This window comes from Nitrospira marina (genome assembly GCF_059568365.1).
Map to the genome: position 1 here is coordinate 1,091,661 of NZ_JCANTH010000001.1, position 25,375 is coordinate 1,117,035.

General features: G+C 48.2%; 20 protein-coding genes and 1 tRNA gene. 13 read left to right on the forward strand and 8 right to left on the reverse strand.

From position 1 onward, the window contains the following. Window positions 1-26 precede the first annotated feature (26 nt). Both LX98_RS04540 and LX98_RS04545 read left to right on the forward strand, forming a co-directional pair. Complete coding sequence (locus LX98_RS04540; RefSeq protein ID WP_496430566.1) at window positions 27-131, forward strand: IS3 family transposase; 105 nt, start codon at window positions 27-29, stop codon at window positions 129-131. 168 nt (window positions 132-299) lie between these two features. Beyond that, complete coding sequence (locus tag LX98_RS04545) at window positions 300-656, forward strand: integrase core domain-containing protein (protein ID WP_496430567.1); 357 nt, start codon at window positions 300-302, stop codon at window positions 654-656. A 164-nt stretch (window positions 657-820) separates the two neighbouring features. On the opposite strand, the gene LX98_RS04550 is transcribed toward LX98_RS04545, so the two are convergent. Further along, entirely contained in the window at window positions 821-2,062 is a 1,242-nt protein-coding gene (locus LX98_RS04550) for an FG-GAP-like repeat-containing protein (RefSeq protein ID WP_496427763.1), read from the reverse strand. A 362-nt stretch (window positions 2,063-2,424) separates the two neighbouring features. Beyond that, window positions 2,425-2,571 (reverse strand): hypothetical protein, encoded by a 147-nt coding sequence (locus LX98_RS04555; RefSeq protein WP_496427764.1) that lies wholly within the window; start codon window positions 2,569-2,571, stop codon window positions 2,425-2,427. A gap of 502 nt (window positions 2,572-3,073) precedes the next feature. Between LX98_RS04555 and LX98_RS04560 the strand changes: the two genes are divergently transcribed. From LX98_RS04560 to LX98_RS04570, 3 genes are read left to right on the forward strand one after another with little or no spacing between them, the layout of a single operon-like run. Continuing rightward, complete coding sequence (locus LX98_RS04560; RefSeq protein ID WP_496427765.1) at window positions 3,074-4,180, forward strand: saccharopine dehydrogenase C-terminal domain-containing protein; 1,107 nt, start codon at window positions 3,074-3,076, stop codon at window positions 4,178-4,180. A gap of 36 nt (window positions 4,181-4,216) precedes the next feature. Further along, complete coding sequence (amaB, locus tag LX98_RS04565; protein ID WP_496430568.1) at window positions 4,217-5,737, forward strand: L-piperidine-6-carboxylate dehydrogenase; 1,521 nt, start codon at window positions 4,217-4,219, stop codon at window positions 5,735-5,737. A gap of 15 nt (window positions 5,738-5,752) precedes the next feature. Further along, window positions 5,753-6,349 carry a VOC family protein gene (locus tag LX98_RS04570; RefSeq protein WP_496427766.1) on the forward strand — a complete coding sequence of 199 codons (597 nt, stop codon included), beginning with the start codon at window positions 5,753-5,755 and terminating at the stop codon, window positions 6,347-6,349. Between the two features lie 34 nt (window positions 6,350-6,383). Here the strand turns inward: LX98_RS04570 and LX98_RS04575 are convergent, their stop codons facing one another. The 5 genes from LX98_RS04575 to LX98_RS04595 form a co-directional block, all read right to left on the reverse strand. Continuing rightward, window positions 6,384-6,773, reverse strand: a complete 390-nt coding sequence (locus LX98_RS04575; protein WP_496427767.1) for a hypothetical protein — start codon at window positions 6,771-6,773, stop codon at window positions 6,384-6,386. A gap of 12 nt (window positions 6,774-6,785) precedes the next feature. Continuing rightward, a complete protein-coding gene (locus LX98_RS04580) occupies window positions 6,786-7,643 on the reverse strand; it encodes a hypothetical protein (RefSeq protein ID WP_496427768.1) in 858 nt (285 codons plus the stop codon). Between the two features lie 476 nt (window positions 7,644-8,119). Beyond that, a complete protein-coding gene (locus LX98_RS04585; RefSeq protein WP_496427769.1) occupies window positions 8,120-9,352 on the reverse strand; it encodes a tetratricopeptide repeat protein in 1,233 nt (410 codons plus the stop codon). 318 nt (window positions 9,353-9,670) lie between these two features. Next, window positions 9,671-10,690, reverse strand: coding sequence for a PA0069 family radical SAM protein (locus tag LX98_RS04590; protein ID WP_496427770.1), 1,020 nt, complete (start codon window positions 10,688-10,690; stop codon window positions 9,671-9,673). A 423-nt stretch (window positions 10,691-11,113) separates the two neighbouring features. Further along, window positions 11,114-11,281 (reverse strand): integrase core domain-containing protein, encoded by a 168-nt coding sequence (locus LX98_RS04595; RefSeq protein WP_496427771.1) that lies wholly within the window; start codon window positions 11,279-11,281, stop codon window positions 11,114-11,116. 1,270 nt (window positions 11,282-12,551) lie between these two features. Here LX98_RS04595 and xrtA point away from each other — a divergent pair. Next, window positions 12,552-14,168 (forward strand): exosortase A, encoded by a 1,617-nt coding sequence (gene xrtA, locus LX98_RS04600; protein ID WP_496427772.1) that lies wholly within the window; start codon window positions 12,552-12,554, stop codon window positions 14,166-14,168. A gap of 427 nt (window positions 14,169-14,595) precedes the next feature. Here xrtA and LX98_RS04605 read toward each other — a convergent pair whose 3' ends face one another. After that, window positions 14,596-15,171, reverse strand: a complete 576-nt coding sequence (locus LX98_RS04605; RefSeq protein WP_496427773.1) for a PEP-CTERM sorting domain-containing protein — start codon at window positions 15,169-15,171, stop codon at window positions 14,596-14,598. A 451-nt stretch (window positions 15,172-15,622) separates the two neighbouring features. On the opposite strand from LX98_RS04605, the gene LX98_RS04610 reads away from it, so the two are divergent. The 7 genes from LX98_RS04610 to LX98_RS04640 all read left to right on the forward strand — a co-directional run bounded on the left by LX98_RS04610 (window position 15,623) and on the right by LX98_RS04640 (window position 25,228). Then, window positions 15,623-15,769, forward strand: a complete 147-nt coding sequence (locus LX98_RS04610; RefSeq protein WP_496427774.1) for a hypothetical protein — start codon at window positions 15,623-15,625, stop codon at window positions 15,767-15,769. Window positions 15,770-15,910: 141 nt separating this feature from the next. After that, window positions 15,911-16,306 carry a hypothetical protein gene (locus LX98_RS04615; protein ID WP_496427775.1) on the forward strand — a complete coding sequence of 132 codons (396 nt, stop codon included), beginning with the start codon at window positions 15,911-15,913 and terminating at the stop codon, window positions 16,304-16,306. An 807-nt stretch (window positions 16,307-17,113) separates the two neighbouring features. Then, window positions 17,114-19,408, forward strand: a complete 2,295-nt coding sequence (locus tag LX98_RS04620) for a tetratricopeptide repeat protein (protein ID WP_496427776.1) — start codon at window positions 17,114-17,116, stop codon at window positions 19,406-19,408. 1,097 nt (window positions 19,409-20,505) lie between these two features. Continuing rightward, window positions 20,506-20,582: transfer RNA gene (locus LX98_RS04625), tRNA-Arg, on the forward strand. A 694-nt stretch (window positions 20,583-21,276) separates the two neighbouring features. Further along, entirely contained in the window at window positions 21,277-21,984 is a 708-nt protein-coding gene (locus LX98_RS04630) for a polysaccharide biosynthesis/export family protein (RefSeq protein ID WP_496427777.1), read from the forward strand. 147 nt (window positions 21,985-22,131) lie between these two features. Continuing rightward, window positions 22,132-22,740, forward strand: a complete 609-nt coding sequence (locus tag LX98_RS04635) for a polysaccharide biosynthesis/export family protein (protein ID WP_496427778.1) — start codon at window positions 22,132-22,134, stop codon at window positions 22,738-22,740. 85 nt (window positions 22,741-22,825) lie between these two features. Next, complete coding sequence (locus LX98_RS04640) at window positions 22,826-25,228, forward strand: AAA family ATPase (protein ID WP_496427779.1); 2,403 nt, start codon at window positions 22,826-22,828, stop codon at window positions 25,226-25,228. Window positions 25,229-25,375: the final 147 nt, after the last annotated feature.

The following is a 25,375-nucleotide window of genomic DNA, read 5'->3' on the forward strand; positions in this document are numbered from 1 at the left end:
AGCTGGAGCCACTCATTCAGGCGTATCTGACGTACGGGTATCGTCGCCTGTGGGCTTTGTTACGCTTTCGAGATGGGCAGATCCATAATCGCAAGGCCGTGTATCGGGCATTACGCCTCAAACGCTGGTGAGTACATCAACGCACCACCATTTCACGGCATCGAGTGCCGTGCCGTTTGAGTCGAACGACAGAGAGTAATGGTCGCTGGGCCATGGATGTGACACATATCCCCTGTCGGCAGGAGGGTTGGGGGCGGTGACAACGGGTTAATCTTTCAGAGCCGCCTCTTTCGACAAGCCTGTCGAGACTATCGCTAGGGTCAGGAGTCTTTACCCCGTATACGCCCCAACAGAATGGGCTCATTGAACGGTATTTTCGAAGTCTCAAGGAGGAGTGCGTTTGGCAACATCAATTGGCTAGCTTTGAAAAATCCCATCAACGGATCAATGGATGGATCCGATGGTACAACGAGGAGCGACCCATCAAGCGTTACAATATCGGAGCCCTCGTCAATATCGGCAGAAGCACGTCTTACAGGGGGCTTGATTTCGGGGGAACACAACAGGATGTCGATGATATTGGAGAAAATTTTTTCCTGTTTAGAGAGGGGCTTATTCCTTATGGAGAATCGGATAGGGGGTTTTGTTGTTGGTAAACGAAGTTGACGTGAGGTTTAGTCCGTTCGACAGTTTTCTTTCCTTTGCCAGTTGGAGTCGACGACCTATCCCCTTTTTAGTACTTATTCTGAAGAATCCATTCGCTGCGATAGTTTACAAGCCCAATCCAGATAAGCGTTTTTGTATTTTTCTACAATCCTGCTTACTGAATTTTCCAGTCTGTGGAAGCGGCACCCGGGAAGCCGGTCGAGGTGATGGTCACTCCGTTCATTAGCCATACCGCCACTGCGCCATTGGTGTTGTTGCGCCAGATGACGTCGGCCTTCCCATCTCCATTCACATCGTGCGCTCCCGCGATCTGCCAAGCTACCGACACTGCCCCCGGGAATCCGGGAACGGCAATCGTCGTTCCATTCATGATCCATATGGAGGTGTTGCCGTCTGTGATGTTGTGCCAGAGGAGATCAGCTTTGCCATCGCCATTGACATCCCCAACACCCTGAATGGTCCAAGTCGTGGGCGCGCTGCCGGGAAAGCCAGTGGAGGAGATGGTCAAACCGTTCATCAGCCACACGGCCACCGTGCCGCTGGTGCCATGACGCCAAAGGACATCCGCTTTGCCATCCCCATTCACATCGCCTATTCCCGCGATCTGCCACTCTAAAGGGACACCTGCAGGGAACCCCGTTGCAACAATCGCCGTCCCATTCATGAGCCAAATGGCGGTGTTGCCATCAGTGGTGTTGCGCCAGACCAGATCGGCTTTCCCATCGCCGTTGACATCCCCAACACCCTGAATGGCCCAAGCCGTCGACGTGCTGCCGGGAAAGCCGGTGGAGGTGATGGTCAAGCCGTTCATCAGCCATACGGCCACTGCCCCGCTGGTGTCATTGCGCCAGATGAAGTCGGCCTTTTCGTCCCCATTCAGATCGTCCACTCCACTTAAGGCCCATTCAATGGGCAGCGGCCCTAGAAAGGCCGAGGCTGTGACGCTCGCGCTATTGAGCAGCCAAACTGCCACCTGGCCGTTTTTCGTGTTGTGCCAGACTAGGTCGGCCTTGCCGTCCCCATTCAGGTCCTGATTCTTGGAAGGATTGGGATTCGTATTATGCGTCGGAAGGGCTATCGCTACTTCCTTCGCGGGATCACTAATATTTCCTGATCGGTCATACGCGGTGACCGTAAAATAATACCTGATCCCCTCCGGCAGGTTCTGAAATGTGAATGATGGGGTGAGTCCGGCATTTTCCCTGGTGTTGTAAGACCTTGGGGATGTGCCCATATGCACATAATATCCCATCAGGTCTGTTTCTGAATTTGCATCCCAATTTAGTTGAATGGAGGAAGCTGAGAAAGCGGGGCTAGCAAGCAATCCGAGGAGAAAAAAGAAAAGTCCAATCGTATGCCTGGTTGCAAAGCTCAAGAAGGGTATTTTTCGGGGCATACTCTATTCCCTCTGACTTTCGGACTGCGGTTAAAATCTTCTGCATAAGGCTTACCCCCTCCTTGGGTGGCCGATGAAATCAGATGTGTACCTGACTACTGGACCTGACGGATTATATTATAATAAGCGGGCCTTTTTTGAAAAGTGGATCTTATCAAGTGATAGGTTTTCACTAATGATCCCTCTGACATTCTTATCCTCACATCTAAATGTGGACTGTCAATTGATTCAGAGAAGTAAGGAAATAACAGGGGACTATTGATTTTAGTCAATCTATGGGTCCCGAAAAAAGTGAATAATATGATAGGGAATTTTATAGGAAGGTCATTCTAAGAGAATATAGGGTAAAACATGTAGTTGCCTTATAATAAAGTGAAATCTCCGCATTCGCGGAGTTCATTCGGGTCCAGTCCTTTAACAGTCCCCTGTGAGCCAACCGGCATACATGCCGGAGTATCGATCTTCCCATGCGAGGTTAAAAGTCGTCCAACTGGACTTGTAGCCTCCAAAGTCTAAGGCGGGTGCCCATACTAGACATCAGGCAGCAAAGCCTGTCTGCATTATATTCCTTATTTTTACAATCATCCTTTTTCCCGCCTCATCATAAGACTCATTCTTCGTGCTTTCCTGGGAATGATCGAAATTGTGAAAGAGAGGGTAGCCCCTGAAGTCTGTCGTTGCCCTCACAAAGGTTTGAACGGCTGTGATGTGCATCCCTTCTTGTGCGTGTCGGAGTCTGCCTCCGTGGAAAACCAATACGGGCAGACATGGTCGGACCACACGATGACGGTGGAATTCATCGGACTGTGTTTTTTTGTTTGAAATGTGATGGCACTATCTTGGGTTGAGTGAGGTGTCAATGTCATATTGGGCTAACCACATGTTCCAGCTTTTTTCCTGAATCACAGATTATGGAGACAAAAATTTTTTAAACACCCTCAGGCTACTACCATGACTGCCAAAAAGGAGTAAAATAGAAAAAAGGCAAGATTTTCTGAGAAAGGAATGTCTATGGGTAAAATGTGTATTCTTGGTGGAGGCAAAATCGGATCGCTGATTGCCACGTTACTGGTGGAGTGTGGAGACTTTGAAGTGGTGCTGGGAGATGTCGATCCGGAAGTGGTTGCCAGGCTGAAACAGGATATCGGCCATGACCATTTTCAGGTGTCATCTGTCGATGTCCAGGATGCCAAAGCCCTGGGTCGGTTTATCGATTCGGTCGGACCGGAAGGCATTATTTCCTGTCTTCCGTATTTTTGCAACCAGGCGGTCGGAGAGCAAGCTCGCGCGTGTGGGGCGCATTATTTTGATTTAACCGAGGATGTGGAAGTTACAAGGAAGATTCGTGAGGTCAGTGAGGGAGCGTCCTCGGCATTTGTACCGCAATGCGGGTTGGCGCCGGGATTTATCAGCATTGTCGCGCATGAACTCATGACCCGGTTTGATACCGTGGATATGGTGAAAATGCGGGTTGGGGCGTTGCCGGTGAATCCCAGCAATGTGTTGAAATATTCGCTGACGTGGTCGACGGATGGCTTGATTAATGAATACGGCAATACGTGCTATGGCATTGAGAATAGCCAGGAAGTGCCGTTGCTGCCTCTGGAAGGATACGAAACCATTTCGATCGATGGCCTGCTATACGAGGCCTTTAATACCTCGGGTGGGCTGGGGACATTGGCGGATACGTATGCGGGCGAGGTCCGGACAATGAATTATAAGACCCTGCGCTATCCCGGCCATTGTGAAAAAATTCATCTGTTGATGAATGACCTCAAACTCAATGATGACCGGGAGACTTTGAAGCGTATTTTGGAAAAGGCCGTGCCGAAGACCTTGCAGGATGTGGTCCTGATCTATACCTCGGTGACGGGTCTTCGAAAAGGAGAGCTTTATGAAGAAAATTTTGTACAGAAAATCTATCCACAGATGATTGCCGGTAAATTGTGGTCTGCGATTCAGGTGACGACGGCAGCCGGGATGTGCAGTGTAGTCGACCTGGTCTTTAGGCGTCCCGGGGCGTATCGGGGATTTGTGACCCAAGAGACGTTTGATCTGCCCTCAATCCTGGATAACCGGTTCGGGCAGTATTTTCAACCGGATGATTCGTGTTCGTGATGAGCCGATGGTGTGTCAAAAAAAATGGAGCGCGTGATGGATGTCTTCCATGAACTGGGGTTAAAAGAGGTAAATGCCGGTGCGTGTTCCGGCCAGGGGCGTTGGATGACGACGACCACCGAGGGTCTCCTGGATTCGGTGAATCCCGCGACGGGACAGGTTCTGGCTCAAGTGAACCGGTGCTCCGGGGCGGACTACGACACCCTCGTTCAGGAATCGCAATGGGCATATCGAGAGTGGCGGCAAGTTCCCGCTCCGAAGCGCGGGGAGGTGGTGCGGTTGATCGGCGACGCCCTGCGCGCGAAAAAAGATGCGCTAGGGTCCCTGGTGTCGATGGAAGTAGGAAAGATTAAGGCTGAGGGTGACGGGGAAGTGCAGGAGATGATCGATATGGCGGATTTTGCGGTAGGGCAATCCCGCATGCTGTATGGCTTGTCGATGCACTCCGAACGGCCACAACACCGGATGTATGAACAGTGGCATCCACTCGGCGTGGTGGGGGTGATCACGGCCTTCAATTTTCCCGTTGCCGTATGGGCGTGGAATGCCTTCCTGGCCGCGATCGCCGGCGATACGGTGGTGTGGAAACCTTCCCCCAAGGCCGCCCTCTGTGCTTTAGCCGTTCAGCATATCTGTAACCAGGTAATGGAGGAACAGGATGCACCGGGGATTTTTTCCGTGTTCATTACGGACCAGGTTGAATTGGCGCAGACGATGGTGGCTGATGAACGCTTGCCATTGATTTCGTTTACCGGTTCGGTGCCCGTGGGGAAAAAGGTTGCGAAAGTCGTGGGCCAGCGATTGGGGCGTAGCCTGTTGGAGCTTAGCGGGAACAATGCCGTGATTGTCGATGAGACGGCTGACTTGGATCTGGCCATACCTGCCATTGTCTTTGGGGCGGTGGGCACTGCCGGGCAACGATGCACGACGACCCGCCGGTTGTTTGTGCAGGAGACACGGTATAAGGAGGTCGTGGAACGTCTGCTTCGGGCCTATCAGCAGGTCCGGGTGGGTAATCCGTTGAACGAAGGGGTGTTAATGGGGCCGCTGATCGATGAGCGGGCTTTGGAGGAATATCGTATTGCACTCGAGGAAGTGGTGCAGGATGGTGGACAGATTCTCTATGGCGGGGGTGTGATCGAGGGTCCCGGGTTTTTTGTCGAGCCGACGATCGTACGTGCTGAAAATCAGTGGAAGGTGGTGCAGCGGGAGACGTTTGCGCCGATTTTATATGTCATGCCGTATGTCACATTGGACAACGCGATTGCCCTCCAAAATCAGGTGCCGCAAGGGTTGTCTTCTTCATTGTTTACCTTGCATGTGCGCCATGCCGAACAGTTTTTGTCTGGGCAAGGGAGCGACTGTGGGATTGCGAATGTGAATATCGGCACATCAGGGGCGGAGATTGGAGGCGCCTTTGGTGGAGAGAAAGAAACAGGCGGGGGGCGAGAGGCCGGTTCTGATGCCTGGAAAGCGTATATGCGTCGGCAAACCAATACGATTAATTGGGGGGCGGAACTGCCGCTGGCGCAAGGAATCACATTTTCTGTGGAGTAACCAGGGAGGAGAGTGATGAATCAGCGTTCCGAACTCGAACAGGTGATTACGCGATACATTCACGAATATGCTGCCAAAAACCATGCGGCCGCGATTGTCAAAGATGCGTTGGAGGAGATTGGCATCGGACTGTTCCCGGTTGTGGATCATATCACCGTGCGCACGTCGTCGATTGATCCACGGGCCGAGGAATTTCTGTTAATGGGGTATGCCTATTCTGAAACGTTGGAGTATGACGATTGGTGGGCCAAGGTCTACCGGGCACCCGGATGTCCCGCCTTATTTGTTGATCAGGCGTATACGGATGAACGGGGAAAGACGAGTATTATTCCCGGATGGGTCAAGCAATTCGGGGATCGCACGCTGCATCATATTGCCGTGCGTGTGGCGGAGATTGAAACCGGTATGGAACGGTTGACCGCCAAAGGGGTGAAGTTTGCGGGACAGATTGTGGGGGAACGGGGAGGAGATCTTCGGCAGATTTTTACCGTGCCCGAGCACGTGAACGGTCACGCGTTTTCAGTCTTAGAATTGGCTGAGCGTCATCGGGGGTTTCAAGGATTTTCTCCGCCGCAAGCCAATAGTCTCATGCAATCGACTGTGGCCCGATGACGGCTGCATAAGGGGACGGGAAAGACCGGGCGACCTACACGTCAGCGGCTTCCAGGACGAGTTTGGCGTTTTTGGCAATGGCGCCTGGGTCTTTAGCCACGATTGCTGCAGCAAGGCCGACCGTGGCGGTAGCGACTTTGATCACTTCACCGACCTTTTCTAATTTTTTAATCGCCCGCTTGGCTTTGCCTATCGAACTTTTAATGCTTTGGGCATTGATCTCTGATTCTTCCAAAGCCAACCCCACGGCTTTCGTGGTCATGTCCGAAGAGGAGTTCAAAAGCGACCATTCCTCGTCTTCCAAGTCACGCCGTTGTGTCGGGGTCAGATTATTCCAATTGGCAAACCGGTAATTTCCGAGGTTAATGCCGAGATCACGGAATTGTTTGGATAATTCAAAGGCGTCTTCAGCGCTCAAGGCCATCACAGTCCTCGCTTACAGTTTTTTAATGGTTTCCAGTAATGACCGAAGGTCTTTGACGGATTTCCCAACCTGTTGTAGGACCTCTTTCTTTGTCAAATTCTGACGTTGATCAAAAAGTCGTTGGTGCCCATCAGAAATTTGGTCCAAGACTTTCCCGTATATTTGGACGGCTTCAGATCGTTCGTGGACCTGGGACATTCTGAGGTCTTTCCATTCGGCTAACGCGGCTTTCCCTGCGGGATCTTGGGATTCCATGGTCAGAGTCATGTAATAATTTTGGATGGCGGCTTCTTCCGTTTGGAGATCTCCGCCAAATCCGTCTGACACGATGCGGTGTAAGGATTCGAGTACCTGTTGAATAGGCGTGTTGGCTTGTTCGATAAGATTCTGAAGTTGATCTTGTCGCCATCGTTTCACCGCCACGGTGGTCACGATGCCGGCTATTTTTTTAAACGCTTCTGCCTCTTGTGGACTGGCGGATGCATGAGATTCCAAGACAGTCGAGAGTTGCGCCAGTTCTTCGGTGTTATCAACCACTTCATCAGCCGCGAGACGCCCCAGGGATTTCATGTATGTCTCAATAATTGATTGGCGGAGGAGTAAAGACGTTTTTTGTGTGGCACGGTCCTGCGCCATAGCATCAAGATTGGCATGGCGGCTTGGGGGTTGATAGCGTTTTTGCCGATTCGGAAAATCCAGGTATTCATCCACCAGGGTCGTATACTGAGCCGACTCTGCCGAAAGATTTGCGAAATCTTGAATCGGTTTGAGGTTCGTCGAACAGCCTTGTGTGAAGGCGACCAAAACCATGGCACTGAGAACGATTTTGAGAGAGCCCAAGAAGGAGAGGTCAGCGTGACGTGTTATCATTCGGCCTGTAGTCAATTCCATCCGGAGAAGAAGCTCCATGATGTTGTCGGGGATGTCATCGTTGAGGTGCAACCTTAGGGGATTGTCAAAAAAGTGTCAAGAGAAATTCACGTTCCTCATCAGAATGAAAATCAGATCAAAAAAATGATGACGGCATGAAAGCTTAGGAGATGACAATCTTACCAGGTATCGACTCGGATGCTTTGGAAAAATGGGACCCTACATGTCATGTGAACAGTAGCAAGGGCGTGGGGATGATGCACAGCATTCACCTTAATTCGCCTATTTGCAGGGTACGCTTTTAGAGGAAAGTGTTTGGTGCCTCACACATGGAGGTTCACCTACATATTTAGATAACCCCAGATGCCCTGAGAGGGGGGAAACATAGGGGCGGAATATCGTGGAGGCGGCCTGAGACAGGATCAGAGGCCGCTGCGTGTGAAGGTCCGTGCGTCGGATGTATCCAGGATAGCGTCCTACCCCGGAGAAGATGTCAGTGTAGGATTATTTTTTTCGTGAATGGAATTGGCCCTCGTTTCCTGCGTGACGGCGTCCTCGGTTCGACCTATTTTTCGCAATAGGGTGGCGTAATTTCTAAGCGCTCGTTCAACCCGAAAATGATCTTTCCCCATGGTCTGTTCCGTGAGAGTGATAGTCCGTTGAAACAAGGGATCGGCTTTATCATATTGTCCTGTGGTGACATACAGTAACGCTAAATTATTGAGAGGGCCGCTCAAGCTTGAATGTTCGGGCCCTTCTGCCTGTTCAATAATGGCAATGGCGCGTTGGATTAAGGGGATGGCTTGCTCAGGTTGGTCCTGTAGTCTGTGGATTTCTCCCAATTGATTGAGGATGATGGCAACCCGGGGATGGTCCTTGCCAAACCCCTCTTCGCTAATCGTCAGCATTCGTTCCAACACAGGCGTCGCTTGTGAAAATTGCTTAGCCGTACTATAGAGAAGCGCCAGATTGTTCAAGCTGCCGAGGAGATGGGGATTGGTGGGGCCAATTTGTTTCTCTTTGATGGCTAGAGCCCGGAGTAATAACGCCTCTGCCTGGTCATACTGTTCCTGGGCTCGATGGAGGAGCGCGAGATTATTGAGTGGTTCAATGAGTTCAGGCGCTTCCGGTCCTGTGGTTCTTTCCCGGCTGTCGAGAACGCGCTTCAGATAGGGTTCCGCCTGGGCATAGTGGGCTTGCCGGACAAACAGTGCTGCGAGATTTTCCAGGTCACGTATAACCTCGGGATTATCAGGACCTAAAGCCTGTTCCCGAACGGTTAAGGCTCGTTCGAATGAGGCTTGAGCCTGGTCGAACTTCTGTTGAGTGACATATAACGCGCCAAGATTACTGAGGCTTGCTGCTAACTCGGCTGTCTGAGGATTTGGCCCTTCTTCATGAATGGCCACAGCTTTCAAAAGGAGGGTTTCAGCCTGTTCGGGCTCCCCTTTCGCATTGTGCAGAATCGCCAGATTGGTGATGGACTGGGTGAGGCGAGGGTCCTGGCCTTCGAACTGTTCGGCCAGTTCAAGCGCAGCTTTCAGTTCCTGTTCAGCTTCCGGGAACTTTCCCTGTTCCATCATGGCTGTGCCTTGTTCGGTGTGGAGCTGCCAGGGTGTTTTGTCTTCGCTGCACCCCATGAGGATTATGATGAACAGGGTTAGGGGCAGGTACCACAAGATATGTGAGGGCCGTAAAGAAAGAATCATGAGATAGGGTGTGTCCTTTGGTTCTGAATGAGCAAGGAGAATGGTCAGAGGTGGATTGTACTGAAGGACTCATGGTCTTGCCAAACGGCGTGTTCCCGGTTGGAGTTATGATGGAGGAGCCTCTAACGGAGAGTCTGCATAAAAATTGAAATAGTATTCCTATTTAGACCCACATGCGGGTGATCTAAAGCCATTTGAAAAGATTCAAGAGTATTCAAAAAGGTTCATCCAGCAAGGCCGCAGCTCTTTGGTTTGGCGGAACGTACGGAGGAGTAAAGGAGCCAGGCCAAGGGGTAAGAAGGCCGCTGGTGGCCTTTTTCAAAACTCCCACAGAGAGAGTTGTGTGGGTCCTGGCCGTCGAAAAGTAGAAGGAATGGGTGTATCGGGATTGTCTTGAAAACCATGTTTCCTTGAGGAGGTGTCGAATAGTTGCTCGATGACATTCCATGTTTTCCCCTCCCCAACATGGCGTTTGAAAAACGTTCGATCCCCAACTTGTCCTCCTCGAACTACTTTGAGGTGGGCGAGGATTCTCTGGATTCGATCGGGAAAATGATGCGTCATCCGTTCAATAAATACCTGTTCCACGTTATCGTTGAGACGCAACAGAATATAGGCAGCATGTTTGGCTCCGGCATCGCGCGCTCGCGATAAAATCTGTGGAATGTCGTGTTCATTTAATCCCGGAATGACGGGGGCAATCGAGACCGCGGTTGAAATGCCGGCTTTGGACAACTGTTCTAAGGTCTCAAACCGTTTCGTAATTGAGGGGGCTTGCGGTTCAACCTTTCGGGCGATGTCATCTGAGGCAAAGGGGATACTCAAAAAGACGCGCACCCATGCTTTGTCACGCAGTTCTTGCAACACATCAATGTCTCGCACGATGAGGGCGGATTTGGAGATGAGTCCAACCGGATTATTAAATTCTGCACAGACTTGTAGACAGGATCGGGTCAGTTTGTAGGTGGCTTCCAAGGGTTGATAGGGATCGGTATTACCGGAAAAAACAATCAATTCCCCTTGCCAGGATCGCTTGAGCAATGATTCCTGAAGCTTAGCAGGAGCATTGACCTTGACGACCAGTTTGGATTCGAAGTCCGTTCCAGATCCAAACCCCCAGTATTCGTGGGTGGGGCGAGCATAGCAGTAGGCGCAGGCATGAAAGCACCCACGATAGGGATTCAGGCTCCATCGAAAGGGGAGGTCGGGGCTGGTATTGTGGCTGAGGATGGTCTTCACCGTTTCTTCGTAGATGTCCGGGGTCACGGGTGCAGGCGGCTCCAGGCGCTCGCGAACTTCCGGAGAAAAGGGATTTTGGGGATTGGAGATCGGTTTCATGTCAGGCTAGAGAATAGGCTGCGTCCTCGGGTTCTCGATAGTTAAAAAGGTATCCATTCACGTCTGCTGTATACGACTTGGATATTTCGGAATGTATAAGGTCTGCCAGGATTGTAAATGAATGCAACTGTTTCTGCACATTTAACTCGTGGCCCCCTAGCCTAATCGGTCAGTTGGGTAAAGCTATGGAGTTTTAGTCATTTTGGAAAGAAATTAAAAATGCTTGATGCGTCACGGAACCTCTATTCCTACTTTAAAACTCTTCTTTTTTAGCTGCCCCTGACCTGCCCCCTTTCTTTGGTCATTCGGCATGTTTGATTTTCTGAGTGATGCTGCCTCCGTGGTTGTCACAGAAGCTGGCTTTACTCCGACCTTTCCGTTACTCTGCCTGATAATCGTCGCCTAAAAGCCATTTGTGTGCGATCAATTTTCCCCTGCCTGGCTTGAAAAGTCTGCTCGACCATCAAAAGATTCCCATCGAAACTTAGCATTAAAGCTTTCGTTGCTCCCATTCTGCCACGGTTCCCCTTGTGTGATACGCTTCGGAGTGAGGCTCTGCTCCTCAAAAAACGGGAGCAATGCCTCAGCCACCAACTCTGGGCCATTTTCACTGCGAATATACTGTGAGCATCCCTACTGCGCGATTAACCGTGGGAGGGACGCGAGGATCCCCTCATGTGAGAAGGAGCTGGCCTCACTCAATGGCCAGACACCACCGCGTCTTCTCATCCGTCACGGTCAGACAGCAAAAATGCGTGGTCGTCCCGAGTCACATTGTGGACAAAATCCCAGGTTCACACCGCGTTTTTGACTTGGCCGTCGGCTGCAGCGTCATCCCTGTTTTGATTTTCTTCCGTGCTTCCGATTCGGCACCTGTACTCCGCACGGGCGCCAGATTTGGTGGAGGAAAACCTAACCTATCAGGTGGTCCAAGTTTCCGGGGGACACTCCACCCCTTCACCAGTCTACCTTTTCCACAGAACATAATCCCAATTCCCAACGAACGCCTGAGTTTTACTTTTCAGGAGGAAGAGGAAAACGTTTGAGGCTTACAGTAAATGACCAGGATTCCAGTCATGCGAAGGCGGATCTGGTGAGACAGATGATCTGGTTATCAAAGCACATCCCTAGAGGCATATAAAACTGGGAATAGTAACCTGGTGCTTACTTCTTGACTTCAATGGGGCTCCGGAGATTTCATTGGGAAGTGAAACGCAAGTGTGAATAGACCATGTTTCCAATACAGAAACGTGGGCAAAGATATTTTTAGGAAAACGTCGAATTTAATCGTCATTACGCCCATTTTTGGTAGCGGTATAATGATCGGAATCTCGATTGGGCTCCTCGCCCCCGTGAAGGTATTCAACTGCGGCCTGTTTAAAGCCGATGTATTTTCATGGGGATCAAACGTTCTGTTGATGTAAACTGATAATCAGGGCCTTATCTTGATTGTAAGACGACCATTTCCCCCCAAATCTCCGGAGTTCAGGGGAATTATCTAATGAACCGTCAGCTAGAAGTGAAACATCAAAATTAACGGCGAGATTAACCGCATCTTCGCTTGGGCTGTTCGTTCAGGCGATGTGGTCGCATACTTTCCCGAAACCTCCAGGAGGTTGTTATTTGACTCAGCCCTTCAGGGGGTGAATTGGAACCTGACGGTGGTGAGCACACCAAACCAACCCTTAGTTTTTTGCGCCTCTCCTTTTGACCTGGATGAGCATCATTACCCATTGTAAGGGGCTTAAGTGGCTTGGGAATCAAGTGGAATAACCCACCCATATCCCGTAGAATAATTTTACGCATCACCAACAAAATCTTCCTCGTCCACACATCGTCCGGAATTCGTAGGAGGGTTCGGATGCAGACCGAGAGCACTCCCCATTCTTCTTTGTCTTCCCTTCGTTTTCTCTCTTCCGAGTGGGCCAAGGTCCTTGGCCTTCTCCTAATAGCGTGGGCCGCGCTGCTGGGCCTCTATTTCCCAACGGCCTTTTCCCTAGTCAAAACCTGGTCTGGCTCGGATACGTATGGCCATGGATTTTTGATTTTTCCCATAAGTGTGTATCTTGTATGGCGGGAGCGGCATCGTCTGGCTACTCTGGTGCCCAGGGCGAACCCGTGTGCGCTATTGTTGCTCGGCGGGTCCGCTGGGGTTTGGCTCCTGGGTCGTGTGACATCGGTGATAGTCGTCCAACAATTAGCGTGGGTTACTATGGTCGCCTGCATGGTGTGGGCCCTGGCTGGCAATAAGGTTACTAAGGTATTGCTCTTCCCTTTGGCGTTTCTTTTCTTGGCTGTCCCTGTCGGAGCGGATCTGGTTTCGCCCCTGCAAGACTTTACTGCCTTCTTTGCTGTCAATGCGCTTCAACTATCGGGGATTCCGGTCTTCTGGGAAGGGCGCTACTTTATGACCCCTTCAGGCAGCTGGCACGTGGCCGAAGCCTGTGCGGGAATACGGTCTCTTATTTCCGGCGCCACGCTGGGGGTGTTTTTTGCGGGCGTTGTTTACCGGAGTTGGATGAGGCGCGTGGTATTTGTTCTGGCTGCCATTCTGGTCCTCATTCTGGCCAATGGGATGCGCGCATATGGCATTGCGCTTTTTGGGTATCTCGTGGATCACGAACTGGCAGCGGGAGTGGACCATCTTCTGGGTGGCTGGGCGTTTTTTATTGTGGTCATGTTTCTGCTCTTTGGGGTGGGCTTGGCGATACATAAACCTGAGCCTTCCCTCTTCGAGGAGAGGGTGAGTGCGTCATCCGTCGGGGAGGCGGACCTTTCCTCACAAGGCGGAGAATGGTTTCGTCGGGGCACCCAGAGGAGATCTTTTGTCCAGATGGCTATGGTAGCGGGGTGTGGTGTGGGCGTGGTAGCCTTGGCGCCTCTTTGGGCGATGGCATTATCCTCTTCTCCTCCGACCTCGTTGGGTCCTTCTCCCTTCTCCCTGGCGGTCTCCTCCCCTTGGCATGCTCTGTCCGACTATGCCGGCAATTGGACTCCACACTTTGAGGGTGCCGACACCATCCTCAACAGGAGTTACACCGATGGGCACCGGGAGGTGCATCTGTTCCTGGCAGTGTATACACAGCAGCAGCAGGGGAGTGAATTGGTCAGTGAGACCAATACCCTTATTGATAAGAACCGCTGGAAGCTGGTATCCGAGAATCGCAGAGAAACCCTTGTGGAGAATTACCCTCTAACAGTGAGGGAGAGTCATATTCGGTCCGGGATGGCGCCTCGTCTGGTGTGGAGTTGGTATTGGTTAGGTGATCAAATGACCTCCAATGCCTACATGGCCAAACTCCTGCAAGCCACAGCATATTTTTTGGGAGAGGCGAGGGGAGGGGCCGTCATCGCGATCGCCGCCGATTACGGCTATTCCTCGTCGGAAGCCGTGAACGTTTTAGAAGACTTTCTCCAACACACGTCCTTCCTTCAAGCCACGAACTCTGCCCTAAAAAAGTCAGCCTTCCGGGACTAGATTTAAGGGCCAATTTATCGGGAAAATTGGTAAATAGGTTGGGTGGATCAGTGTGCGGAAAAACGTGGCGAGGACTGCGAGTTTTCCGGGAGTACGAAAAAGTGGTAGAGGGGTTTCAGTTTGTCGATGGCCTTGAAGTGCAACTGAGTGATTCAGTCGCTGTGTGAGTAACGGCTCGGACACCTATGTGAAAATAGCGCTTCTCTCAGTCATTTGTTCTGAATTCATTGTCCTAGCTCTCACACTTAACAAGAGCCAAGGGTAGGAAATATTGTGAGGTTTTTTGTACCAGGGTGTGTATTTTTTTCATAAAAACAATATAGTTTCTCATGGACAAAAACAGCGTTTTTCCAAACTTCACATCAACAAAAAAGCCTGACACCATATGGAGCCAGGCTTTTAGAAAAATCTATGAGTTTCTCTTTGATCAGGCTTTGTTACCTTTTCGAAATCGCAAAGCCCCCAGTGCAACTAGCCCTGAGCCTAGTAGAAGGACGCTGGCGGGTTCGGGAAGACTAGCAGCAGTGCCCGACCCGTCTCGTACAGCAAATTTGTCATACGTGTAAGTTTTGCCAAAAAATTGATAAGAGGCAGAGTACTTGTAAGTTTCCGCTATTAAGCCAACCGAGTAAGGCCCTGGTTGATTCAGCAAAGGACTATAGTCCGTAAAAGTCAGTGATCGGCCCGTTCCAAAGTCAGTGAAAATTAACGATAAAGCGGAAAAATTGAATATCAAGCTGGATGAGAGAGGGCTGTATGTAAAGTTGCTTATTGGGTTTCCAATCGGATCCACCCCGCCTGATGTCATAAACGTCCACGTTGTTGGAACTATATAATTAAATGGTCCAGCATCGGAATCTATCTCCATAGATCCCGTCAGTAAGCCGCCACCACTAAGAGTGCCGGAAATGTCATACGGCATGGGAACTGCGTGTGCCTGCCCAAACGTACCAAACAAAAAGGCCACACCTAACAACATTGTAAGTAAGATTTTGGGGTTCATGCATTTCCCTCCACGTTTAATAGAACATTTAACCTTTCTTGAAATTTCCAATGGCAGCTTACGTCTCTTGATGTTAGATAAACTCCAGGTCATTGAAATATAGCCAACCGCTAGAAGCAATACCTCCAACGAGGTATCCAGTTAATTTCATAAATGTTTTATCTGTCAGATTACGCCTTCTTTAGATGTAGTCTTTTTAATAAAATATATCCAACCGCTAGAAGCAATACCTCCGACGAGGTATCCAGTTAATTTCATAAATGTTTTATCTGTCAGATTACGCCTTCTTTAGATGTAGTCTTTTTAATAAAATATATCCAATCGCTAGAAGCAATACCTCCAAAGTGGTATCCAGAAAACCGTACCTAATTATACCTCCAGGACAGACTCCCCATCCCCAAGCCCTTATTCCAGAGCACCAACGCATTCAGCTCTTCGAGCAGGAGTTGAAATGTCTGGAAATGGAAAGATAGTTTTTAAAAGCGGCCACCTTCTTGCCCTAGGACATGTTGCTCTTTATGCCCTAATCGATCAGTTGCAGTTGGACTATCCCATCATCATGCTGGGTGCAGTGTTGGCCTTCGGACGAAGTAGTTAGCCTGGCAGGATCGCCCCGTTCGGACCCAACAAGTTTCTTTGTGGGTGAAATCGCACGCGGTGAACAATGCAGTTGAGGCCCAGCGGGTTCACCTATAATCTCGAGGGCGTTGGGAGTGAGTCGGAGGGGGTCCGCAAGCTAATGCAGTCTAGCCAGTTGCGGAGTAAACCACTAGGCACACTGAAATTCCGGCTTGCCCAGAATGAACTCGAGGCCGCTCCCAATCAACTCAATCGGGCTTTCCATCCTCTGGCCTGGAGATATTCCTTGTGCTCATTCCATGCCGTTGGGTATACCTCTCGGTCGTACCGGATCTGTATGCCCGTCGTATGGTGGGTTGGATTGTGTCCCAACGCCGGACGCCGGGTAGAAGGTCTTGGCACCCAGACGAGCGGTGCAAACTCGTCAACCCCGAGGGCGGGCTACGCTTCAAATGTGACAAAGGAGTGGAGTCACGAAGTCGGGCCTATCGACACCATTTGGCGAGAGGGCAAATTGGCAACGCATGAGCCGGAAAGCCATTTGTTGGGACATTGACCCGATTGCACGGTTGTTCCGAAGCCTCAAGACTAAATGGATTTATTCAGGGGAATATGAGATCTTTCAGGAGGGTAGCCAGGATATGGGTGCATATTTCATTGGCTATTACAATCAGGAGCGGCTGCACATCAACAATTACCTCATCCTTAAAGATGCCGGAGTAGCTCTGAAAACTACCTGATCCGGTGGAAAAAAACTTGACCACTACAGAAGCGGAACCAATAAAGTTGAGTTAGATTTTTAGAAAACCTCGCTTTTTTGAGGGCGGGAGCTTCGCTCTCAGAATATGGCTACAGCTTTCAGCTGGTGAAAGGCCCAGTTTTTTTGCCGAATGGTCTCACCTCTTGAGCATTCAATCCTATTCTCTTTCGCTCTGGTCCCACTCCTTTGGCACCCACCTTTCCGGACTTTCAACGTATTCCCAAATTTTTTGCAGCATGTCATTTTATCATTGTGGTGTGAAAGAAGATCTCGGCTCTGTGAGCAACAAACTCCAAAATTCATGTAATTCAAATTGGCGAGCAAGCTTGTGCAAAATGCCCACGGTCTATCATCCTTTGTTTGTAGGCTTAAGAGTTCATTTTCTTCAATCAGGACCTGTCAAAAGGATTTTTGTCCATTCTAAATGTTTAGATTCTATTAGATTTGAGGTCCTTAAAACTTTCGAAGCCAAGTACAGAGCAACTCTAAGAAAAATGATTTCGCTTAGAATTACAATGGTTTACCTAATTAATTTTGTCTGATACGTCTAATTATAGAGGGGAAATGCTGAAGAATGGGAAACGACTTTACGATAGGGTATGTATGACACATAAACCTATCATGGTAGTTTTGTGCTGTTTGGTTCTTCCATTTTTGCTCGTCAGTTTAGCCAATTGTACCAAATTATCGGACGAGGAAAAAAAGGCTAGACACCAGGAACGGGGAAAAGCCTATTTTGAGGAGCAAAAATATCAAGAAGCCCTCATCGAATGGAAAAATGTCGTCCAACTCGATCCGAAGGATGCTAAGGCCTATCATCAATTAGCTCTGATTCACCTCAAATTGGGTGGGATGCCCGATCTTCAGTCGGCGTTCGGGGAACTTACCAAAGCCGTCGAGTTGGATCCATCTATTCAGGATGCCCAACTTAAACTCGGTGAATTGTATCTGCTTTCCCAACAGCCCCAAAAGGCGAAAGGACATGCGGAAGTCGTGTTGATTTCCTCTCCACACGATCCTAAAGGCCATCTGTTACGTGGCCGTAGCTTGATTATGGAAAAGAATTTCGAGAAGGGCATTGAAGAACTTAAAAAATCTTTGGAGCTTGGTCCCGACAATGAGCAGGTATACGTCGATCTGGCGCGTGCTTATCTGATCCTTGAAAAACCTGAAGAAGCTGAGGACATTCTGGACCAAGGTTTAATAAAGAAGGCAAATTCGCCCACGCTTATTTTGGCCAAGGGCGAATTCTACTCGCTGCAAGGAAGAAATTCTGAAGCGGAAGCCCTTTTTCAGGAAGTTCTGGTGTTAGATCCAGAGAATTATGATTACTACGCGAAACTTGCTGGTTATTATCAAGCTAATCAAAAATGGAAGGAAGCGGAAGAGGTCTATCAACGGCTCGCCACACGAAAACCCACGAGTGAAATACCCCAAATTATGTTGGGTGAATTTTATACGTTTATGGGGGATGGTGCCAAAGCGTCAGCGCATTTTCAAAAGGGAGTGGAGTTGAACCCCAAATCTGATCCAGCTAGAAATTCTCTGATCAATTTCTACCTGGATAACCGGCAATGGGATGATGCTGAAAAACTTATGAAGCCACTGTTAGAAGCCAGATCAAGGAACATTGCGACTAAGATTTTTGAAGCGCGACTCATACTGGGGCGTGGAAACGTGGATGAAGCCATTCTCTTATTTCAAGCAATTATTAAAGATGAGCCCAACCAGGCAATGGCCCATCAGTATTTGGGATCAGCGTTTGCGCAAAAAAATGAAACGGTCCAAGCGATTCAAGAATTCACAGAAGCCAAGAAATTAGCTCCACAGGATCGAGAGGTGCGAAAGGCCTTGGCTGTGGCCCGTATGGCTGAGCGATCATACAAGATGGCCATTGAGGAAGCACAAATGGCCATTCGTCTCAATCCTCGTGATGTCCAAGCCGTCCATATCCTGGGACAGGCCTACTTTGGTGAAAAAGACTTTTCAGCGGCGAAAAAAGTGTATCAAGTGATCATTGACCAAATCCCTCAAGACGCGATCGCCCATTTTCAATTAGGCCTCATTGACCAACAGGATAAGAAATTTAAAGAAGCCATCGACCATTTTGAGGAAGCCCTTAGACACAATCCCGATTTTGTGCAAGCTTTGAGTCACATAGCCAATGTCCGAATGTCGATGGGAGAAGCACCGCAAGCTAGAAAACGGGTCCAACAGCAAATTGAACGCTCTCCTAAAAACCCGTATTTTTATAATATATTAGGACGCATCTGGATGCAGGAAAAGCAGACCGGTCAAGCGGAGAAGGCGTTTAAACAAGCGCTTGATTTGAACGATCAGTTGCAAGATTCTTATCTGAACTTGGCAGAATTATACCATCGAACGAATCGTATTGATGAGGCGGTCATGGAATATGAACGTCTGTTGGACAAAAACCCCAAGGTGGCTTTTGCCCATATGTTCCTGGGGATCATGTCTGAACAACGCAATGAAGTCGAGAAGGCTCAATGGTATTATCGGAAGACGTTGGAGGTTTCACCCAAATTTGCGCCGGCGGCTAATAATTTGGCGTGGCTGATGGCAGAATATGGTGGCAATTTAGATGAGGCGTTAGCACATGCAGAAGATGCCCTCGCTCAGCAAGGCGATAACCCGTATATTGCGGATACCTTGGGCTGGATCTATTATAAAAAAAATGCCCATTTTAAGGCGGTTTCCCACTTAACGGAAGCGGTTGAAAAACTGCCGCAAAACCCGGTGGTTCGGTATCATTTAGGCATGGCCCTGTTTAAAAAGGGGGAGACAGGTAATGCCAAAAAGACGTTAGAGTTTGCTTTGAAGATGAGTCCAACTTTTCCAGGATCGGAGGAAGCCAGGAAAACCCTGGAGAGCTTGTAAATTGGCATTAGAGTTGTGATGCGAACCTTTTGTGCCCTTTTCTTTTTAAAAAGAAAAGGGCACACTTTGTTTTAGCAGGATCTTAAATTTTTTTTCGCGGAGTATTCTTATCTGGCTCTCCTAAGTGTCCAGTTGTATGCAAGGAGAATGTGTCTTGGTTCATGATTCTACACAGGTCCACGGTTTTGCCTAAGGGGTCTGGAGGCGATTAGATTGTTTTCCTAGCGAGAGCATGGATTTTGAAATGCGTGAGGTGTTTTAAGAATCCTCCGGTTCCCCCCATTGGCTTCATTGCATTTGATGTCGTCGATACCCGGTGCTCAATGATAATGAAATAACAAGTTGCCTTTTGAAATTAGGGGGATGTGTTCAGCCTTTAACCAATTAATAATAGACTTACTGTTTTGAAACATAAATTACATTTGCTGAATGGGAAGGATTGGAATAAATGGCCCTAAATGGCGAGAATGCCTGTTCCGAAGAGAGAGAGGGCCTGGTGCTCAGTGAAGGGGAATGGAACAAATTGTAAGATCCTTCTGGTCCCTTAAAATCAGTTTTGCCCTTGGGGCCTGACATGGGATTTTGCTTTGGGAAAGATCAAATCTGACATACAAAATTAGTTTGGCCTTCAATGGGGATTTATCCCATTATCAGAAAAAACACCACCAAATGTAATTCACTATTGGTGCCTCTGACCACCAATATTCGACAATATCTAGGGAATTTGTATAAGTTAGGACTTGGAGTCTATTAACTATTTATGTTCTTTTGTATAATTTGGCGAAGCGCTGGCTCTTGCGATGGTTCTATTGGTAAGCGTTCAAGATTGCTTCAGATAATTTGGTGTTCAGAACTTTTGGTTTTATGATCTGAGGCTTTGAACAATGCCGAACCTTAGAAGTTTGGGTTGGATACTGGGACTGTCGGAAGAGCTGTGGTCATAAATTACAAAACGAGCATTACGCCCAATTATTTAATTCTTTACAGCAACCTCAATAGATGGATTGGATTAAGTCAACGGGTAAACTAAACACCGGAATAGCGCTTTCCAATTTCCTTTACTGGGAAAAATCTGTACCATGTTCAAACTAAAGGCTGCCCCCGTAGCTCAGTCGGATAGAGCAGCGGTTTCCTAAACCGCGGGCCGCACGTTCAATTCGTGTCGGGGGCACCAAATTTTTTATAATTTCCAAAATAGTTCCGCCGTAAATCTCTTCAGTCCCTTCATGCCTTGTCTTTCCTACGTTCTCCCTTTCATTGTTGTCCCTTTTAGGGTCTGATCTATAACTACAAAAAAAGTTCAATTCTACAGGATAAGTTGTGGGTCCTCTTGTGCGTAGGAAAAATCCAGCACCATTTTTATGCTTATGGGCCTTCATGGCTCCCGAACTTTTTTGAGAATGTCTCACCTCTTTTGTTTGCAATTATGTTTGTGAAGAACACAATTACCAAATTTTTGACTAGTATTGTTAACTTTCAGGCTCCTCCCACCGATTGTATAGTGTATTGAGAGGTTTCTGATGCGGGCTTACCAGGCTGATAAGTTGAGAAGTGATCAAAATGCGATGAATTCGAACGATCGCCGGAAAGTTTTGCTCAGTGCAATCATGGTGATGAGGCGGTCAAAGAATATTGAACCTATATGGGTCAAAAGTGCCAGCGCGGCTTCTTTCATAAACCACCCACGTAGTAATACCAGTCATTTTGGGGGGTATAACTTTTTACAACCGAATTGCTATCGTTGATTGGTTTAGCCTTTCGCTAAAGTAAAACTTCTTTTCTTTGGCGTATCAGTTGTTAACGAAATCGCTCAAGAAATTTTTCCATCAAGTCTGTGAGGGGATCTTTTACGGGGAATGAGGTGCGTTATGATTCGGATTGCGTATCGGAGGAATAGCCAGGTCGTTTTCCTGGTGGCTAGTTTGATCAGCATGGGTTTTACAGGGTTGACTTTTGCTGATTCCAATATGGGTGACATATCCCAAGAGGTAAATCGAGCAGAAATTCGTGCTGAGAAAAGAGCGTTGATTGTTACAGATCAGTATATTATTGGCCCAGAGGATACTCTGGAGGTCAGTGTATGGCGCACTCCCGAATTGTCGCGCGAAATTGTGGTTCGGCCGGACGGACGAATTTCACTCCCGCTTATTGGAGAAGTGATGGCCGTGGGAAGTACGACGGCGGAGCTTCGTGATGAAATTACTGAGAAACTGAAAGTTTACAAAGAAAATCCTACGGTGGCCATTATTGTGAAAGCTATTAAGAGCTATTTCTTTACTGTCCAAGGTGCTATTGGAGGAGGCGGAAGTGCTGAGGGCAAAAGCGGGGGCGGGGGCGGAAAAATTCCTCTCTTGAGCCATACCACCCTTGTTCAAGCTATTGGTCTAGCCGGTGGGTTAAGTTCGGATGCGGTCAGGAGTCGAATCACGATTTTTCGATTAGGAATTAATGGTGAGGCACCGAAAAAAATTGTCGTAAATTATGAAGATATTATTTTGAGGGATGCGGAAAATATTGAAATCAAACCCGGTGATACCATCGTGGTTCCCTCACAAACCCAGATATTCCTACCCTAGCGTCCATGGAGTCAAATATCTTTAGAAACTTGAGCAGAGAAAAGGAAGAGGAGAATAGCAGACATGTTTATTTGCTCGTTTCCTTTCATTCCTTAGACTTTCACCGATAGAGATATTCAAAAAGGAATATCAGCCGTTTGGAGATCCATGAAATATTGTTACGCACAGGTCATAGTCCAAGCCTTGCTTGTAGTTAATATTATCGCGGGGCTTGGATGTTTCAAGCCTGACGTCATTATCCCACCTGGTCATCCGGCGGAAGGTTTTGTACTGGGGCCGGAGGATGTCATTGAAGTGGTGGTATGGAAAACCCCGGAATTATCGAGGCGAGTCGTCATCCGTCCGGACGGAAAAATTTCGTTGGCTTTAATCGGGGATGTGGTAGCGAGCGGGTTGACCGCTGATCAATTAGCACAAAAAATTTTGGAAAAATACAAGGCGTTTAAAGAAAACCCTTCGGTGTCCGTTAATGTGATTGAGGTTAATAGTTACTATGTGTTTATTGTTGGAGAAGTGGTAAAGCCGGGGAAGTTGCCATTGAAATCTTATACGACGGTTCTTCAGGCGATTTCACTGGCCGGGGGATTTAGCCAATTTGCCTCCCGAAATAACATTCTCGTTATCCGAAATGTTGAAGATGAGGAGGGCAAAATCAAAGAAATACGTATACCTCTTCGATATTCCGACCTTATTTCGGAAGATGGGGGTATCTATAACCTCACCCTGAAGTCCGGTGATACCGTCATTGTTCCGTAATCAGGATCCCGCCCAAAAATCGGAGGGACTACGTAGATCCTGAAAATTTTACACAATTTATCAATAAAAGGAATTCCTAGGCTCCATGGCTGGTACCCCCGCAGCGCATACAAACACCGATCCCGCACTTGCGATCCAACAATATCTAAAGGAATTTTTGGACTTGGGTGTGCGGCGAAAGTGGATGATTCTCGGTTTTGTGTTATTGGGTCTTACCGTTGGTGGAATTCTGGCCTGGCTAAAGGTGGAATTATACCGATCGGAGACGGTAATTCTCATTGAACAACAAAAAATACCTGAAAAATATGTACCATCAGTTGTCGGAGGTAGTACAGCAGAACGAGTGTCCACGATGACACAGCTAGTCCTAAGCCGGACCAATCTTCAAAAGGTCGTCGACGAGTTTCATCTATATCCTAAGGCTATTAAGGACAAAGGTTATGAGGATGTGGTTGCAGGTTTACGAAAAAACATTCAGATTCAAACCAAGGGTGGGGGAGAAGTCGAGGCCTTTACGATATCATTTGCGCACTCTGATCCGATGGTGGCTATGAAGGTCACGGCCAAGTTGGCTTCCCAGTATATCGATGAAAATATCAAAATTCGGGAACAGTTTATCGAAGGGGCCATGGAATTTTTGGATCAAGAACTTATGATAGCGAAAGCAGGCTTAGATCAAAAGGAAAAAGAATTGTCGGAATATAAACTGAAGTATCTAGGCGAATTGCCAGGGCAACTGGATGTTAACCTGAGGACGCTCGACCGGTTGCAACTCGAAAAAATTCAGGTGCAGGAATCCATAAATACCCTTAATCCTCGGTTGGATCTATTGCAAAGATCCATTCATGATTATGAGGCAATGGGAGGGACTTTTATGAGATTTGAAAATGTCCCATTGAATGTTGGAGATGCGCCCTCCCCGGATCCATTGGAAAAGCGTATTGAAGAATTGAAAAAAGAATTGACTAATATGTTGGGTGAATACACGGCTGAATATCCCGATGTGATTTCTCTTAAAACCCAAATTAAAAATTTAGAAAAAAAAGAAGCTAAGCGAAGGGCAGAAGAATCCAATCTAAAAGAATCTCTTGTTCAGAAAAATGAATCCCTAGACTTTGAAAATGACAAGCCTGACTTTGATCCATATTTAAACGAATTGAAAAGTACCCATGAAGAATTAAAGTTTCAACTGGGCACTCTTCGTGGTCGTTTGAAAAAAATTTCTGAGGATATGAATATCTATGAGAGGCGGATTGAAGGAACTCCGCATCATGAACAAGAATTGCTCGCACTAGAACGGGATTACGACAATATGCAGAAGCATTATCAACGCCTGCATGAAAATCGGATTAACGCTAAAATTTCTGAAAATCTCGACAAACGGCAAAAGGGAGAACGATTTCGCATCCTGGATCCTGCCCATTTGCCCACCAAGCCAGAGGGATTCCCACGGGAATTAATAGCCATTGGTGGGGTTGGCGTGGGGGCTGGTTTGGGTTTTGGCCTCGCTTTCCTTCTGGATGTGTTATGGCCGACTTTTCGCCGATCCGAAGATGCGGAGGTGTTGTTAGGATTGCCAACTCTGGCTACCATCCCTAGCTTCACAGTGGCCTACGGAAAACCGCTGAAGATGGTTGCAAGGGAGCCGGTGTTCAAGATCGGAGCCAATGGCAAACATATGGCATTCTCTCAATATACCGATTCTTTAATGAAATCCAAAGGTTCCAATGATGTTGGAGCAGAAGGTGCTGGTCAATTCTCGGGATTCTACAGGAAAATTTCTTCGGAAGCGTTTTCACCTCAGTTGAATTTGGTAACAAAATGGAGACCTCAATCTATTGTGGCCGAGCAGTACCGGATCGCTGCGACCCGGCTGGACCTTTTGGATACCAGCATGTCCCACCAGGTCGTGCTGATTACTAGCGCCATGCAGGGAGAGGGAAAAACTTCCACATCCGCAAATATTGGCTACACGCTGGCTCGTGATTTGGATGAACCGACTTTGGTGATTGATTGTGATTTTAAATGCCCGAATCTCACCAATATTTTAGGGCTTAGTCCAGAGCCGGGCCTTGCAGAATATTTTGCTGGGGTTGAACCCCTAGAGGCTTGCCTTCAACGCATGCCGGATATGCCCCTGTGGTGCCTGTCAGTGGGTAATGCCAGTCGCTATCCGGTTCCCTTTTCCAAGTTGCAAAATATCTCCACGATCTTGGAGCAGATGAAATCACGCTATCGGTTTATTATTCTTGATGGCCCTCCCGTATTACCATTGGCGGATGTCAATATATTAAGCGAATTGGCTCATATTGTGCTGATGGTCGTTCGATCCGGAGTCACACCCAAAGACGCTGTGCAGAAAGCCCTCGAGATGGTTCATAAAACAAGGAATATGAGGCTGGTAATGACTGATGCATGGACCCAGGGGGTGCCTTACTATGTACGGAAAATTTACCCCACGTCTTACTCGTTGGACAGTAAGAGTTAGAGGAATTTTTGGGGAGGAAACTTTCATGCTTGTGAGTCAAGAAGACACAGAGATGGGATAGGGGTATTGATTCAATTTTTACCGCGAAAACTTTGGTTTTAGTGTTCTTTAAATGGCGAAATGCCTGAGTTCCTATTACCGAATAAA